The organism is Pseudoxanthomonas composti (genome assembly GCF_004122095.1).
In the GTDB taxonomy this organism is placed as follows: domain Bacteria; phylum Pseudomonadota; class Gammaproteobacteria; order Xanthomonadales; family Xanthomonadaceae; genus Pseudoxanthomonas_A; species Pseudoxanthomonas_A composti.
Genome location: NZ_SAWZ01000001.1, coordinates 401,989 through 417,124 on the forward strand (window position 1 = coordinate 401,989; position 15,136 = coordinate 417,124).

Sequence of the window (15,136 nt, forward strand, 5' to 3'; positions counted from 1 at the left end):
ATAGCGAAACGCAGGCCAGGGATGGCCTGCGCCGGCGAGTCAGCCATGGATGGCTGACCGAGCCTGGGAGCCATCTCCGGCTCAGGGTCAGGCGGGTTGGCGAAGTCGGCTTTTCGCGACCCTTCGCATCGCGCCGGAGGACTTCACCGCCTCGCGCGTCGGCGAAGAGGCTTGGAACTGTCTTGGCTACAGACGCGCACCGGCGTGCCGCGCTTGTCCGTTCACGGGGGCTGGCGCAGGATGCGCGGCATGACGACATCCGCAGCTGCCTCGCCCCGCGTCGATTTACCCACCTGTGTCATCAACTGCGCGCTGTACAACGCTGAGGGCAAGGTCCGCGACCTGACCCTGGACGAGATCAGCGATGTGCTGGCGGTGGAAGACGGCAGCTTCGTCTGGGTCGGCCTGTACGAGCCGGAAGAATCGGTGCTGCAGAAGCTGCAGGAAGAGTTCGACCTGCACGAGCTGGCCATCGAGGATGCGCGCAAGGCGCATCAGCGGCCCAAGGTCGAGGCCTATGGCCACGCGCTGTTCCTGGCCGCTCATACCGCCCAGGTGGTCGATGAGAAGATCCGCTACGGCGAAACCCAGGCCTTTCTCGGCCAGCGCTTCCTGATCACCGTGCGCCATGGCGCGTCCTTGTCCTATGCCGAGGTGCGCCGACGACTGGAGCGCGAACCCGGCATGCTGGCCGAAGGTCCGTCGGTGGGGCTGTACGCGGTGCTGGATTTCATCGTCGACAACTACCAGCCGATCATGCAGGAGTTCCGCGACACGCTCAGCCGGCTGGAGAAGGACATCTTTTCCGACGAGTACAAGCGCAGCGTGGTCACGCGCCTGTACGACCTCAAGCGCGAACTGACCTACATGCGCCTGGCCGTGGGGCCGCTGCAGGACGTGCTGCTACAGCTGGTGCGTGGCAGCAGCCCGCTGGTGCCCGAGGCGATCCGCCCCTACCTGCGCGACGTGCACGACCACGCCCTGCGCACCAACGACGCCATCGACGCGCTGCGCGACATGCTGGGCACCGCGCTCAGCGTCAACCTGTCGATGGTGACTCTGGCCCAGGGCGAGGTGGTCAAGCGCCTGGGTGCCTGGGCGGCGCTGCTGGCCGCCCCGACCCTGATCGCCAGCTGGTACGGCATGAACTTCGCGCACATGCCGGAAACCCAGACCCGCTATGGCTACTGGGTGCTGATTGCTGGCGTGATTGTCATCTGCGTGGGCCTGCACCGGCTGTTCAAGCGCGCGCGGTGGCTGTGACCATCGATGTTGCAGCGCCGCACTAGACCAAAGTGCTACCGCGCGTAACCGGAATATGCGTTGACCCGTTACACGCATGGGTAGACCCTTGTCGCAGTTTCCAAGGGGCTACTCCATGAAAGGGTTCTCGAAGATCGCCTGGGCCGCGCTGGCGGTACTGGGTGCGTTCTGCCTCGGCACCGTGGCCTTGCGGCAAGGCGAGACCGTCAACGCGCTGTGGATCGTGGTGGCCGCGGTGTCCATTTACCTCGTCGCCTATCGCTACTACGGCTTGTTCATCGCCAACAAGGTGATGCAGCTGGACGCCACCCGCGCCACGCCCGCGGTGCTGCGCAACGACGGCCTGGACTTCGTGCCCACCAACAAGCATGTGCTGTTCGGCCACCACTTCGCCGCCATCGCCGGCGCCGGCCCGCTGGTCGGCCCGGTGCTGGCCGCGCAGATGGGCTACCTGCCCGGCATGCTGTGGCTGATCTGCGGCGTGGTCCTGGCCGGTGCGGTGCAGGACTTCATGGTGTTGTTCATCTCCAGCCGCCGCGACGCGCGCTCGCTGGGCGATCTGGTGCGCGAGGAGATGGGTCAGGTGCCTGGCACCATCGCCCTGTTCGGCGCCTTCCTGATCATGATCATCATCCTGGCGGTGCTGGCGATGGTGGTGGTCAACGCCCTGGCCGAGAGCCCCTGGGGCATGTTCACCGTGGTGGCCACCATGCCCATCGCGGTCATGATGGGCGTATACATGCGCTACATCCGCCCAGGCAAGATCGGCGAGATCTCCGTGGTCGGCCTGATCCTGCTGCTGGGCGCCATCTGGGGCGGCGGGCAGATCGCCGCCTCGCCGACCTGGGGCCCGGCCTTCACCTTCAGCAAGGAAGCCATCGTCTGGATGATGGTCGGCTACGGCTTTGTCGCCTCGGTGCTGCCGGTGTGGCTGCTGCTGGCGCCGCGCGACTACCTGTCCACCTTCCTCAAGATCGGCACGATCGTCGCCCTGGCCATCGGCATCCTGGTGGTCATGCCCGACCTGAAGATGCCGGCGCTGACGCAGTTCGGCTCCTTCGGCAGCCCCGAGTACGGCAAGGGCCCGGTGTGGGTGGGCGGCCTGTTCCCGTTCCTGTTCATCACCATCGCCTGCGGCGCGGTCTCGGGTTTCCATGCGCTGATCAGCTCGGGCACCACGCCCAAGCTGCTGGCCAACGAGCGCCACATGCCCTACATCGGCTACGGCGGCATGCTGATGGAATCCTTCGTGGCCATCATGGCGCTGGTCGCCGCGGCCATCATCGAGCCGGGCGTGTACTTCGCCATGAACTCGCCGCCGGCCATCGTCGGTGGCGATGTGGCCACGGTGGCCGCCAAGGTCACCGAGTGGGGCTTTGTCATCACCCCCGACGTGTTGGAAGCCACCGCCAAGGAGATCGGCGAGAGCACCATCCTCAACCGCGCCGGTGGCGCGCCGACCCTGGCCGTGGGCATCGCGCAGATCCTGCACAGCGTGCTGCCGGGCGAGGACACGATGGCCTTCTGGTACCACTTCGCCATCCTGTTCGAGGCGCTGTTCATCCTGACCGCGGTCGATGCCGGCACGCGCGCGGGCCGCTTCATGCTGCAGGACCTGTTGGGCAACTTCGTGCCGGCCCTGCGCAAGACCGAGTCCTGGGGCGCCAACATCATCGGCACCGGCGGCTGCGTGGCGCTGTGGGGCTACCTGCTCTACACCGGCGTGACCGACCCCTTCGGCGGCATCCGCACCCTGTGGCCGCTATTCGGCATCTCCAACCAGATGCTGGCCGGCATCGCGCTGATGCTGGGCACGGTGGTGCTGTTCAAGCTCAAGCGTGACCGCTATGCCTGGGTGACCATCATCCCGGCGGTGTGGCTGCTGCTGTGCACGACCAGCGCCGGCCTGATCAAGATCTTCGACGACAACCCGGCGCAGGGCTTCCTGGCCCAGGCCAGGAAGTTCCAGGACGCCATCGCCTCGGGCACCATCACCGCGCCGGCCAAGGACCTGGGCCAGATGCATCAGATCGTGGTCAACGCCTACGTCAACACCGGCCTGACCGCGCTGTTCCTGTTCGTGGTGGCCGCAGTGCTGGTGTACTCGGTCAAGACGATCCTGGCCGCGCGTCGCAGCCCGCAGCGCACGGACAAGGAGACCAAGTACGTGGCGCTCGAGCCGCACCAGATGGCGGACCTGTAATGGGGACCCAGCTGGTTCCGGTCGGGCAGTTCCAGGCGCACCGCCGCGTGTGGCGGCGGCTGGTGCAGACCGCGCGTCTGTGCTGCGGCATCCCCGACTACGACAACTACGTCCGCCACGTGCTGGAAAAGCATCCGGACCGCACGCCGATGGACTACAAGACCTTCTTCCGCGAGCGGCAGGAAGCCCGCTTCGGCGGCGGCAACGGCTTCCGTTGCTGCTGAGGGCTCGGGCCTGCAGGTGCATCACGACAACGGCGCCGCAAGGCGCCGTTGTCGTTTGACTTAACCGCGCATGCAGTGCGGCCTTGGCGGTTCATGCGGCACCTGCGCCCTCCGCTAGAGTGGCGCCTGGTATAACGGCGATTCAAGGAGAACACGATGCGCAGGCGACTACTGGCACTCACCCTGTGTGCGATCACGGTTTCGGCCACCGCGGCCAGCGCGCGATTCGGCAATCGGCTGGTGACCACCGGCGACAGCGCCGGCAAGGTCAGCCAGGTCGCGGGCACGCCTAACCGCGTGGTGCCGCTGGAAAACAAGTTCAGCGCCAACATCGGCGAGCGCTGGGAGTACGACCAGGAACGCAAGACCATCCAGATCGTCTTCCGCGACGGCAAGGTCGTGGATATCCAGGAGGTCTACGACTGAGGGGCGCGCCCCGCGTTAGCACTCTTGGGCGTACATCGTGCGGCGTACGCCGCCGCCAATGACCCGCTGCACCGTATCAGTGTTGCGTCAGTGTCGCGAAAGGCCCTGCCTTCGCAGATGGAGCATGCCGCGGACGCAACTCGCCCGCCTGGGCATGACATGGCATCGGTAATCGACGTCGATCACCCGGCACCGGCCATGGCGCGCAGGCCGATACCCACCAAGTACGCCAGCACGGTGCCGGTGGCATAGCCGAGCGCGCCCAGCAGCGCGCCCACGGGCGCCAGTGCCGGGTGGAACACCGCCGCCACCACCGGGGCCGAGGCCGGGCCGCCGATATTGCTCTGCGAGCCGATGGCGAAATAGAAGAACGGCACTTTCAGCAGCTTGCCCAGGGCCCAGAGCAAGCCGATGTGCACCAGGATCCAGATCAGCCCAAGCAGGAACAGCCACGGGCGATCCAGCAGCGCGGCGATATCCATCTGCATGCCGATCGAGGCGATGAGGATGTAGAGCAGCAAGGTGCCGATCTTCGAGGCCCCCGCCCCATCCAGCGTGCGGGCGCGGGTGGTGCTGAGCGCCAGGCCGACGCAGGTGGACAACACCACGACCCACACGTACGGCGTATCCAGGCTCATCTGCCGCGCCCAGGCGAAGTTGGCGCCCAGCCAGCCGGCCAGCGATGGGGACATCGCATGCGCCAGGCCGACCACGCCGAAGGCGATGCCGACGATGAGCATCAGGTCGGCCAGCGTGGGGATGCGCTCGTGCTGGGCCTGGTAGGCCGCCAGGCGCTGCTTGAGATCCTCGATGGCGCCGGTGTCGGCGCCGGAACGCGCATCGATGCGCTTGGCGCTGCCGGCCAGGAACATCAGCACCGCCATCCACACGTAGCCGATGCCCACATCCAGCACCACGAACTGGCCGAAGGTGGTCTCATCGACTTCGAATACCTCCTTCATCGCGACCATGTTGGCGCCGCCGCCGATCCAGCTGCCGGCCAGCGCGGCCATGCCGCCCCAGGTGTCGCCTGCGACGGTGGCGGGATGGATCACCCCCATCAGCCAGAACGCGACGAAGGCCCCGATCATCACGCTGACCGAGGCGCCCAAATACATGGCCAGCAGCTTCGGCCCCAGCTTCAGCACGCCCTTGAGGTCGATGGTCAGCGTCAGCAGCACCAGCGCGGCCGGCAGCAGCACGCGGCTGGCGATGGGGTTGTAGAGCTGGCTGTTGGCGCCGTCGATCAGGCCCAGGCTGTTGTAGAGGCCGGGCAGGAAATAGCACAACAGCAGGGGTGGCACCACGCCGTAGAACTTCGCCCAGAACCCGCTCTTGCGGGAGGAGGTCCAGAACACCAGCGCCAGGGTGGCGGCAATGAGTCCGAACAGGACGATGTCGTTCTGGATCAGCGCGGAAGACTTGGGCACCACGACCTCGGGTTTTCTTGGACTGCAGCGACGAAATTACCCGACCTGCCCTGCGCACGCATCCGCGCGCAGGGCAGCGATCGCCCGGGCCCGCTTCCTTATTGTCCGATGTGCTGCTTGAGCCAGTCGTTGACCGTGTCGTGCCACAGCACGCTGTTGGCCGGCTTGAGCACCCAGTGGTTCTCGTCGGGGAAGTAAAGGAACTTGGACTCCACGCCCTTGCGCTGGGCCGCGGTGAAGGCCGCCAGCCCCTGCTCGACCGGGATGCGGAAATCCAGCTGGCCGTGGATCACCAGCATCGGCACGGTCCAGTCCTTGACGTGGTTGACCGGGTTGAACTTTTCGTACTTCTCGACGTTGTCCCAGGGCGTGCCGCCGTTCTCCCATTCGCTGAACCACAGCTCCTCGGTGCTGTAACCCATCATGCGGTTGTCGAACACGCCATCATGGTCGACCAGGCACTTCCACGGCTTGTTCCAGTTGCCGGCCATCCAGTACACCATGTAGCCGCCGTAGCTGGCGCCCAGCGCGCAGGCCTTGTCGCCGTTGAGGAACGGATACTTGCTCTGCGCCGCCGCCCAGCCCTTCTGCAGGTCTTCCAGCGGACGGTCGCCCCAGTGCTGGCTGATCGCATCGGTGAAGGCCTGGCCATACCCGGTGGAGCCGTGGAAATCGATCATCACCACCGCATAGCCCTGCCCTGCGTAGGTCTGCGGATTCCAGCGGTAGCTCCAGCCGTTGCCGAAGCTGCCCTGCGGGCCGCCGTGGATCAGGAACGCCACCGGATAGGTCTTGCCTTCCTCGTAGTTCCACGGCTTGACCACATAGCCATGCACGGTCTCGTTGTTCCAGCCCTTGAACTGGAACTGCTCGGCCTGCCCGAACTTCACCTCAGGCAGCAGTTCGCTAGCGCTCTTGGTGATCGCGCGCATCTGCGCGGCTGCGTCGGCGCCGCGATCGCCGACCTGCGAGGTGAACAGCTGGTTGCCGGTCTGCAGCGAGTTGGTCATCACCGCCAAGGTGCCGCCCTTGACGTCGAATTCGGCCACGCTGCTGCCGCCGACGAGCTGCGACACGCTGCCGGTGGCGATGTCCACCTCGAACAACGGGTGCTGGCCCAGTTCCTGCGCCGGGACGTAGAGCGTCTTGCCATCGGCCGAGACCTGCAGGCCGTCGGCCGAGCGGTCCCACTTGGGCGCGATCTCGCGCGACTTGCCCGAGGCCAGGTCCAGCGCCATCAGCCCGAAACGGTCGGCCTCGAAGCCCGGGCGTTTCATCGCGCGGTAGTACAGGGTCTTGCCTTCGGCGCTGAACACCGGGCCAGCGTCCCAGGCGGGGTTGGAAGCGGTCAGGTTGACCGGGCGTGCCTTGCCGGCCGCATCGAGCCGATACAGGTCGAAGTTGGTCGACCAGGGCTCGTCGTTGCCCGGCGCCTTGCCGTGCGGCCGGGGGATGCGGACGCTGGCCACGAGGGTCTTGCCATCGGGCGACCAGGTGTAGTCTTCGCCACCGCCGAAGGGCTTGCCCGGCACGTCGCCGGCGAGCGTGGCGCTGATCGCCGTGGCGCCCACCACCGGCTGCGCACCGGCCGCCGGCAGCGGCGCGACGAACAAGGTATTGCGGCGGCCGTCGTTCCAGGTATCCCAGTGCCGCACGAACAGCGCATCGTGGACCACGCCGGAGGCAGGCTTCTTGCCGTTGGCTTCCACGCGCTTGGCGGTGCAGTCCAGGTCGGCGCCGCAATCCTGGTAGACGCTGGCGCTGAAGGCGATGCGGTCGTCCTTGGGCGAGACGTGGTAGCTGTCCACATCCACGGCCATGCCGGTCAGCGCGCGCGGTTCGCCGCCGGCCAGCGGCATGGCGTAGAGCTGCTGGCTGCCGGACTTGGCGCTGAGGAAGTACACCGTGCTGCCATCGGCCGACAGGCTGGGCGAATTGACGTTCCAGCCTTCCGGCGTCAGCCGGCTCGGCGGGGCCAGGTCGCGCGTGCGCAGGTTGCGCTGCCACAGGCTGGTGGTGGCCTTGCTGCCATCGGGCTGCACCTCACGCTTGGCGAAGATCACCACAGCGCCGTTGGGCGTGAGCACCGGCGAGGACACCCGCTCCAGGGCCACCATGTCGCGCACAGTGAAGCCACGCGATTGCGCCGCGGCCGGCAGGGCCGACAGCACGGCAAGCGCCAGGGTGGCAGGAATGGCAAGACGCTGGGACAGCTTCATCTGCAGGCTCCGCAAGACGATCGGGAAAGCCGCCGATGGTAGGCCGCGGCCCGGATCGGGGCAAAGGCCTGAAGTCACAGGCCAACGTACGAGCCCATCAGACGCGGTGCGCGTTCAAGTCTCTTGTGGGAGCGGATTCATCCGCGAAGAGGCTTGCCCCGGGGCACTACGGGCTGAGTGCCTGAGCATTTCACGGCGGGGTTCGCCTGAAAGTCGATCTGCTGCGGATCACCTCCCTGGCGGCGCGGAACCGCTCTGTCGACCATGTGACAGGTACCTCGCCGAAATGAGGAACGGTGAGAACTCCCCGAGGCGATCTGGATGGTCGCAAAAAGCTGGCTCCGCTACTTAGCCCGGGCCCGAGCCGGGCATGGCTCCTCGGCTCGGTCAGCCATCCATGGCTGACTCGCCGCCGCGGGCCATCCTTGGCCCGCTTTCCGCCATACCCGACTCGGGCCCGGGCTCGCGACCTGATGGTTTTGGACTGCTTCCAAGAAAGCATCTCGCCTGAGGCGTGCAGCGTCGAGCCGGCGGTGGGTAGCTGCGGCAAGCGAGACAGTGAGCCAAGCGCCTGGATGCCCTGACCGAGGGAAGAGCGGCCACCGCCCTCCGGATGCTGCCGCTCCGAAGCCGCGATCCCCACACGCCTCGCGCCTCTCTCCCGTCTTCACGAAGAAGCGCCACAAAAAAGGGCGACCCGCGGGCCGCCCTTTCAATCTCGCGCCGAACGGACGATCAACGCTTACGCGCCCTGCTCACCCTTCCTGCCGGTGCGGTACAGCAGCCAGCCGACCAGGAACAGCAGGGCCAGGCCGAGCCACTGCGCGGCCGGCAGATGGAACGGCAGCGCCAGCGCGTCGGCACGCCCGGTGACCACGATGGGCACGGCGATGGCGATCCCCATCAGCGCCTCGCCGGTGATCAAGCCCGCGGCGAACAGCACGCCAGGCTTGTGCACGCGGTCGCGGCCCTCCTCGTCGTCGGCGCGCACCTTGTGGAAACGCTCGACCAGGTGCGAGATCAGGCCGCCCAGGAACACCGGCACCATCAGCTCCAGCGGCAGGTAGATGCCGATGGCCGCGGCCAGCACCGGCACGCGGAAACGGAAACCGCGCGCCTTCAGCCAGCTGTCGAAGGCGATGATGACCGCGCCCAGGACCGCGCCGATGCCGATGAAGGTCCACGGCAGCGCGCCGCCGAACAGGCCCTTGGCCACCGAGGCCATCAGGTTGGCCTGCGGCGCGGCCAGCGCGTTGGGATGCAGCTCGGACTTGACGCCGATGCCATAGGCGGTCGCCAGCAGGTTCAGCACCGGCGCCATGATCAGCGCGCAGGAGAAGGCGCCGATGCCCAGCATCAGCTGCTGCTTCCAGGGCGTGGCGCCGACGATGTAACCGGCCTTGAGGTCCTGCAGGTTGTCCCCGCCCACTGCCGCCGCACAGCACACCACCGCGCCGATCATGATCGCGGCCACCGCGCCCAGCGGCGCGCCGCCGCTGCCGACCGGCATCAGCCCATCCTTGCCCAGCAACAGCACCAGCACCGCCGACGCGAACAGGATGGTGGAGATGGTGATGCCCGAAACCGGGTTGTTGGACGAGCCGATCAGGCCGGCCAGGTAGGCCGACACCGACACGAACAGGAAGCCGGCCACGATCATGATCAAGGTCATCGGGATCGACACGTGCCACTGGCCGACGATGGCCTGGTACAGCGCCAGCAGCGGCAGGGTGAAGGCCACCAGCGCCACCAGCATCCACTTCATCGGCAGGTCGCGCTCGGTGTGGGCCAGCACCGGGCCACCGCTCTTGCGCGCGGCGGCAAAACCGCTCTTGATGCCGCCCAGCAGGGACTTGCGCAGCGAGATCAGGGTCCAGATGCCGCCGATCAGCATCGCGCCCACGCCCAGGTAGCGCATCTTCGCGCCCCAGATGGCGAAAGCCGCCTCGGTCGATGAGGCGCCAGCGATGGACGCTGCCAGCGCCGGGTCCGAATCGACGAAGAAGGCCTGGTACAGCGGGATGGCGATATGCCAGGTCAGGATCGAACCGGAGACCACGACGATGCCGACGTTGAGGCCGACGATGTAGCCCACGCCCAGCAGCGCCGGGGACAGGTTGGAGCCGATGAACGCGGTGACCCTGGACCCGCCGACGTAGGCCGAGGTCGCCCAGGCATCGGGAATCAGGCGCAGGCCGCTCTCGGCGGCCAGCTTCACGAAGGCACCGATCACCGCCGACACGCCCAGGATCTTCAGGCCCGGGCCGGGGTTCTCACCGGCCTTGAGCACTTCGGCGGCCGCCTTGCCCTCCGGGAACGGCAGCGGATCCTCCACGATCATCGAGCGCCGCAGCGGCACCGAGAACAGCACGCCCAGCAGGCCACCCAAGCCGGCGATGCCCAGCACCCACCAGTACTTGAAGTCCGGCCAGTACCCCATGATCACCAGCGCAGGGATGGTGAAGATCACCCCGGCGGCGATCGACGAGCCGGCCGAGGCACCGGTCTGGACGATGTTGTTCTCCAGGATCGATCCACCGCCCAGCACCCGCAGCACACCCATCGAGATCACCGCGGCAGGAATGGCGGTGGCGATGGTCAGACCCGCGAACAGGCCCAGGTAGGCATTGGCGGCGGACAGGATCACCGCCAGCACCACGGCCAGGACGACCGCGCGAATGGTGAGCTGCGGAGGGGAAGAGGCGGACATGCGGGCACCAGGGCGAACAGAATCGGACAACGCTACCCCAAGCGCTTGGGCGCGGAAAGTGGCCGCCGGGACTGGCGCGCACGCCTGGCTATACTCGCGGCGATGAATCCGGGAGCTTCCTCGTTGGCCCACAGTGCTGCTGCCTCTGCCCGCCACGGCGACTTCCTCGGACACCCCAAGGGCGTCTACGTGTGCTTCTTCACCGAGATGTGGGAGCGCTTTTCCTTCTATGGCATGAAGGCGCTGCTGCTGCTGTATCTCACCAAGTACCACCTGTTCGGCGATCGCGCCGGCCTGGACCTGCTGGGGGCCTATGGCGGCCTGGTGTACTGCATCCCGGTGATCGGCGGGCTGCTGGCCGACCGCTGGCTGGGCATGCGCAAGGCGGTGGTGTTCGGCGGCGTGCTGCTGGTGCTGGGTCACATCGGCATGGCCTTCGAGGGCACGGCGGCCACGCGCATCGGCGGCACGCTGGTGCGCGACGAGCGCGCGCTCAACATCACCTACCTGTCGCTGGCGCTGATCATCATGGGCGTGGGCTTCCTCAAGCCCAACATCTCCACCATCGTCGGCAAGCTGTACCCGGAGGACGACCCGCGCCGCGATTCGGGCTTTTCGCTGTTCTACGCCGGCATCAACCTCGGCTCGCTGTTCGCCTCGCTGGTGTGCGGCTACATCGGCGAGGCCTATGGCTGGAAGTACGGCTTCGGTGCGGCCGGCATCGGCATGCTGGCGGGGCTGGCGATGTTCCTGTGGGGCCAGCGTTATCTCGATGGCCACGCCGAACCGGCCGACCCGGACGCCTTGCGCGCCTCGGTGGGCGGGCTGCGCCGGGAGTGGCTGATCTACCTGCTGGCCATCGTCGGCGTGGTGCCAATCGCCTGGCTGATGTGGGCCGCGGCCAATGGGGCCTTCGCGCTGGGCGGGGACGTGTCGTTGGCCCTGCTGCTGATGCTGGTGGTGCTGGGCGGCGTGCTGCTGTGGTTCGCCTGGTTCACCGGCACGCGCTGCACGCCGCAGCAGCGGCGGCAGATGTGGGCGCTGATGGCCTTGATCTTCATGGCGCTGGTGTTCTTCACCCTCTACGAGCAGACCTATGGCTCCTGGGTCACCTTCACCGACCGCCTGCTGACCAAGGACCTGGTGCCGGCACTGGTGATCCGCCAGGGCACGCCGCTGCCCTGGTCGATGCTGTCCCTGTTGCTGGCGCCGGCCGCCTTCGTCCTGGCCGCGCGCATGTCCGAGCGCGCGCCGGGGTCTTCCGCGCCCAAGCGGATGTTCGGCGGCGCCATCGCCCTGATCCTGGTGCTGCTGGTGCGCGACTGCCTGGTGCTGCCGCAGACCGCCGGCTCGCTGACCTACCTGGGGGCCTTGTTTCTGGTGCTGCTGGCGCCGCTGTTCGCCGGGCTGTGGGCCTGGCTGGACCGACGCGGGCTGGACCCGTCCAAGCCGACCAAATCGGCCTGGGGCCTGGTGCTGGGCGGGCTGTCCTTCGTGCCGCTGGCCCTGGCCGCGCAGCAGGTGGGCAGCACCGGGCAGCTGGCCAGCGTGTGGTGGCTGGTGGGCGCCTACCTGGTGCTGGAGATCGGCGAGATGTGCCTGTCCCCGGTCGGCCTGTCGGCGGTGACCGAGCTGGCGGTGCCGCGGGTGATGAGCCTGATGATGGGCGCCTGGTTCCTGGCTACGGCGTTCTCCGAGACCCTGGCCGCGCTGTTCGGCAAGCTGGCGGCCATCGAGGTGCCGGAGGGCGAGACGCTCAACCTGGCCGACGCCGCCGCGCGCTACGCGCACCTGTTCTGGCTGCTGATGTGGATCGGCATCGGCTGCGGCGTAATTGCGATGCTGGCCGCGCCGCTGCTGCGGCGGCTGATGCAGCCGCACCGCTAGCCCGCTGACTGACCCGCCGGTCGCGCAACACGTTTTTGGCGCGCGATCGGTCCGCGGCCTGTCCTGCGCCAGCGCGCGCCACTCAGACGTGTGGGCGCTGGAACTTGCCAGCCTCAGTCCGGCTTTGCGGCCACCGCGCCGGTGCGGCCGATGTGACGGTCCAGGAACGCCAGCAGCCGTGTGTAGAAGGCTTTCTGATGCTCCTGGGTGTAGAAGCCGTGGCCCTCGGTCGGGTAGTACAGCGTCTCCACCGGCACCCCGGCCGCGCGCAAGGCCTTTTCCATGCGTTCGCTGTGCTTGATCGGCGCCACCTCGTCCTCGCCGCCGGCCGCCAGGAACACCGGCACCTTGATGCGGTCGGCCAGCAGGTTCGGCGAGACCGCGGCCAATTCCGAGGGTTTGCCGACCCAGTCGTCGGCCCAGTTGCCCAGGCGCACGCTGCGCTTGGAATCTTCCTTGACCATCATCGGCAGGTCGTACACGCCCACGTAGCCGGCGGCGCAGCGATAGAGAGCCGGCTCCTTGGCCGCCCCCATCAGCGCGGCGTAGGCGCCGTAGCTGGCGCCGTAGATGCAGATGCGGCCGGGGTCGGCGATCTTCTCGGCGATGGCCCAGCGCGTGGCGTCGGTCAGGTCGTCCTGCATCGCCAGCCCCCAGCCCCGGGCACCGGCCTGCAGATAGGCCCAGCCATGCTGGCCCGAGCCGCGATAGTTCAACTGCAGCACCGAGTAGCCGGCTTGGGCCAGCAGTTGCACTTCCTGCGCGAAACCCCATTGATCGGCGATGCCGAAGGGTCCCCCGTGCGGCAGCACCACCAGCGGGCCCGCGGCCGTGGCATTGGTCGGACGCGTCAGCAGGCCGTGCAGCTGCATCCCATCGCGCGCCTTGAAGGCAATGGTGCGCATGGGGGCCATCGCGGCGGGGTCGATCCACTCGCGCCGCGCCAGCACGAACTGGGCCTGCTTGGCGGCGTTGTCGAACAGGAAATAGCTGCCGGGCTCGCGGTCGGAGGACACCAGGATCAGCGACAGCGCGCCATCGTCGCTGACCGAGCTGACCCGCACCGCCATGCCCGGGAAGGATCGCTCCAGCCGTCGCTGCATCAGCGCATCGGGGCCCTTCTCATCGAAGAACGCGGTCCGCGGCGCGCCATTGCCGAACTCCACGCCCACCGGCATCAGCGAGGCGCCATGCGCGGTGATGAAGCGCGTGGGGTCGCTGACGGCATCGCGCATCAGCTCGCGCCGCTGTCCGGTCTGGGTGTCGTACGCCACGATGGCGTCGGGCCCCTCCGGCATCTCCACCTGCAGGTAAGCGGTGCGGTTGTCAGCGGCAAAGCCGATCGGGAATTCGCGACGCTGGGTCTGCGCCGCGTCATGGATCAACGTCCACTCGGCCGTGTCGTTGGGCCGGTGGTAGAGCTTTCCGACATTGTCCTCGGCCGAGCCGGTGACCATGCGCACCACCCCGGCATTGTCGGTGTAGAAGCGCGCATCGCGGATCGGCGCCCGCGCCACGATCACGCGACGGGCGTTCTCCACGTCCATGCGGTCCACGCGCGACCAGGTCTCGCGCCGGGAGTACGGCGACACGGTCACCAGCACGTTGCGCGTATTGCCGGGCAAGCGCTGCACCGACAGCGCCGCCAGCTCGTCCGAGCGCCCGGCACGTCCGACGCTGGCATCGCCGGAGCGGTAGCCGATCAGCGGCTCGGGCCGGCTCTTGCCCAGGTCCAGCGCCAGCAGTTCGCCAGTCTCGCGCGGCTGGTCCAGCTTGCCGAGCTTGCGCTGGGTGGTCATCAGCAGGCGGGTGTTGCTGGCCCACATCAGCTCGCCGACGTGTTCGTCCTTGAGCAGCTTGAAGGCGCTGACGATCTGCTTGTCCGAGCGGCGCATGATCGCCAGCCCGGTGCGATCCTCCTGCGCCACGGTCACCGCATAGTGGGAGCCGTCGGGAGAAATCACGATGTCGTTGTACGCGCTGCGCTTGAGCAGGCCGTCCAGGTCGGCCGCGCCCACGGCCGACGCCCACACCCCCATCGCGCAGCCCAGGATGGCTGCGATCCGCTGCTTCATTCCTTGTCCCCTGCCTGTCCTGCACCGGCCATGGCGGCCGCCCCTGCCGCGATGCGGCTCGCCGGATCCTACGCCAGCCCCACGCGCGCACGCCAGATGCGACGCAGCACGCGCCCAGGGCCGCGCTGGCACTCAATCCGCGATCGGCAGGCTCAAGGTTTCCTTGACCTCCTCCATGACGATGTAGCTCTTGGACTCGCGCACGTGCGGCATGGTCAGCAAGGTGCTGCCGAGCAGCTTGCGGTAGGCGGCCATCTCGTTGATGCGCGCCTTGATCAGGTAGTCGAAATCGCCCGACACCAGGTGGCATTCCAGCACGTTGGGCAGCTTCATCGCCGCGCGGCGGAACTCCTCGAAGATGTCCCCGGACTTGTAGGCCAGGCTGATCTCCACGAACACCAGCAGGCTGGCCTTGAGCGCCTGCGGGTCCAGCCGCGCGTAGTAGCCGGTGATGACCCCGTCGCGTTCCAGCCGGCGCACGCGGTCGGTGCAGGGGGTGGTGGACAGTCCGACCCGCTCGCCCAGTTCGGTGAACGAGATGCGCCCTTCCTGCTGCAGGATGCGCAGGATCCTGCGGTCGATCTTGTCCAGCTCGCGGCGTACGGCCATGGCGGTCTTGTCCGGCGTGTCGTTTTTGGTGGAATCCACTGCCTGAGGCGGCCAAATCAGGAAATCGTCCTGAGAGGCGGCCCATATACT

The 15,136-nt window shown here is 67.6% G+C and carries 10 protein-coding genes; 5 read left to right on the forward strand and 5 right to left on the reverse strand.

The genetic code is table 11. The features are described 5' to 3' along the window. Window positions 1–240 precede the first annotated feature (240 nt). From EPA99_RS01675 to EPA99_RS01690, 4 genes are all read left to right on the forward strand, one after another. Window positions 241–1,263 carry a magnesium and cobalt transport protein CorA gene (locus tag EPA99_RS01675; RefSeq protein WP_129469445.1) on the forward strand — a complete coding sequence of 341 codons (1,023 nt, stop codon included), beginning with the start codon at window positions 241–243 and terminating at the stop codon, window positions 1,261–1,263. Window positions 1,264–1,378: 115 nt separating this feature from the next. Next, on the forward strand, window positions 1,379–3,466 hold the full coding sequence (locus EPA99_RS01680) for a carbon starvation CstA family protein (protein ID WP_129469446.1): 2,088 nt from the start codon (window positions 1,379–1,381) through the stop codon (window positions 3,464–3,466). Next, the gene (locus tag EPA99_RS01685; protein ID WP_129469447.1) at window positions 3,466–3,690 is read left to right on the forward strand and encodes a YbdD/YjiX family protein; all 225 of its coding nucleotides are present in this window, start codon (window positions 3,466–3,468) and stop codon (window positions 3,688–3,690) included. The genes EPA99_RS01680 and EPA99_RS01685 overlap by 1 nt, the downstream gene beginning before the upstream one ends. A 156-nt stretch (window positions 3,691–3,846) precedes the next feature. Continuing rightward, window positions 3,847–4,116 (forward strand): DUF2845 domain-containing protein, encoded by a 270-nt coding sequence (locus EPA99_RS01690; protein ID WP_129469448.1) that lies wholly within the window; start codon window positions 3,847–3,849, stop codon window positions 4,114–4,116. Between the two features lie 182 nt (window positions 4,117–4,298). Here EPA99_RS01690 and EPA99_RS01695 read toward each other — a convergent pair whose 3' ends face one another. The 3 genes from EPA99_RS01695 to EPA99_RS01705 form a co-directional block, all read right to left on the reverse strand. Then, window positions 4,299–5,546, reverse strand: coding sequence for a DUF819 family protein (locus tag EPA99_RS01695; protein WP_129469449.1), 1,248 nt, complete (start codon window positions 5,544–5,546; stop codon window positions 4,299–4,301). A gap of 98 nt (window positions 5,547–5,644) precedes the next feature. Next, complete coding sequence (locus EPA99_RS01700) at window positions 5,645–7,765, reverse strand: S9 family peptidase (RefSeq protein ID WP_129469450.1); 2,121 nt, start codon at window positions 7,763–7,765, stop codon at window positions 5,645–5,647. A 742-nt stretch (window positions 7,766–8,507) separates the two neighbouring features. Then, complete coding sequence (locus EPA99_RS01705; RefSeq protein ID WP_129469451.1) at window positions 8,508–10,475, reverse strand: OPT family oligopeptide transporter; 1,968 nt, start codon at window positions 10,473–10,475, stop codon at window positions 8,508–8,510. Between the two features lie 123 nt (window positions 10,476–10,598). Between EPA99_RS01705 and EPA99_RS01710 the strand changes: the two genes are divergently transcribed. Beyond that, complete coding sequence (locus tag EPA99_RS01710) at window positions 10,599–12,362, forward strand: peptide MFS transporter (protein WP_241688222.1); 1,764 nt, start codon at window positions 10,599–10,601, stop codon at window positions 12,360–12,362. A 113-nt stretch (window positions 12,363–12,475) separates the two neighbouring features. Here EPA99_RS01710 and EPA99_RS01715 read toward each other — a convergent pair whose 3' ends face one another. Both EPA99_RS01715 and EPA99_RS01720 read right to left on the reverse strand, forming a co-directional pair. Beyond that, on the reverse strand, window positions 12,476–14,437 hold the full coding sequence (locus EPA99_RS01715; protein ID WP_129469453.1) for an alpha/beta hydrolase family protein: 1,962 nt from the start codon (window positions 14,435–14,437) through the stop codon (window positions 12,476–12,478). Between the two features lie 132 nt (window positions 14,438–14,569). Then, a complete protein-coding gene (locus tag EPA99_RS01720; RefSeq protein WP_129469760.1) occupies window positions 14,570–15,046 on the reverse strand; it encodes a winged helix-turn-helix transcriptional regulator in 477 nt (158 codons plus the stop codon). Window positions 15,047–15,136: the final 90 nt, after the last annotated feature.

Coding starts and splice junctions, on each gene's coding strand:
- EPA99_RS01675 (WP_129469445.1), top strand. CDS start 241: ATGCGCGGCATGACGACATCCGCAGCTGCCTCGCCCCGCGTCGATTTA.
- EPA99_RS01680 (WP_129469446.1), top strand. CDS start 1,379: ATGAAAGGGTTCTCGAAGATCGCCTGGGCCGCGCTGGCGGTACTGGGT.
- EPA99_RS01685 (WP_129469447.1), top strand. CDS start 3,466: ATGGGGACCCAGCTGGTTCCGGTCGGGCAGTTCCAGGCGCACCGCCGC.
- EPA99_RS01690 (WP_129469448.1), top strand. CDS start 3,847: ATGCGCAGGCGACTACTGGCACTCACCCTGTGTGCGATCACGGTTTCG.
- EPA99_RS01700 (WP_129469450.1), bottom strand. CDS start 7,765: ATGAAGCTGTCCCAGCGTCTTGCCATTCCTGCCACCCTGGCGCTTGCC.
- EPA99_RS01705 (WP_129469451.1), bottom strand. CDS start 10,475: ATGTCCGCCTCTTCCCCTCCGCAGCTCACCATTCGCGCGGTCGTCCTG.
- EPA99_RS01715 (WP_129469453.1), bottom strand. CDS start 14,437: ATGAAGCAGCGGATCGCAGCCATCCTGGGCTGCGCGATGGGGGTGTGG.
- EPA99_RS01720 (WP_129469760.1), bottom strand. CDS start 15,046: ATGGCCGTACGCCGCGAGCTGGACAAGATCGACCGCAGGATCCTGCGC.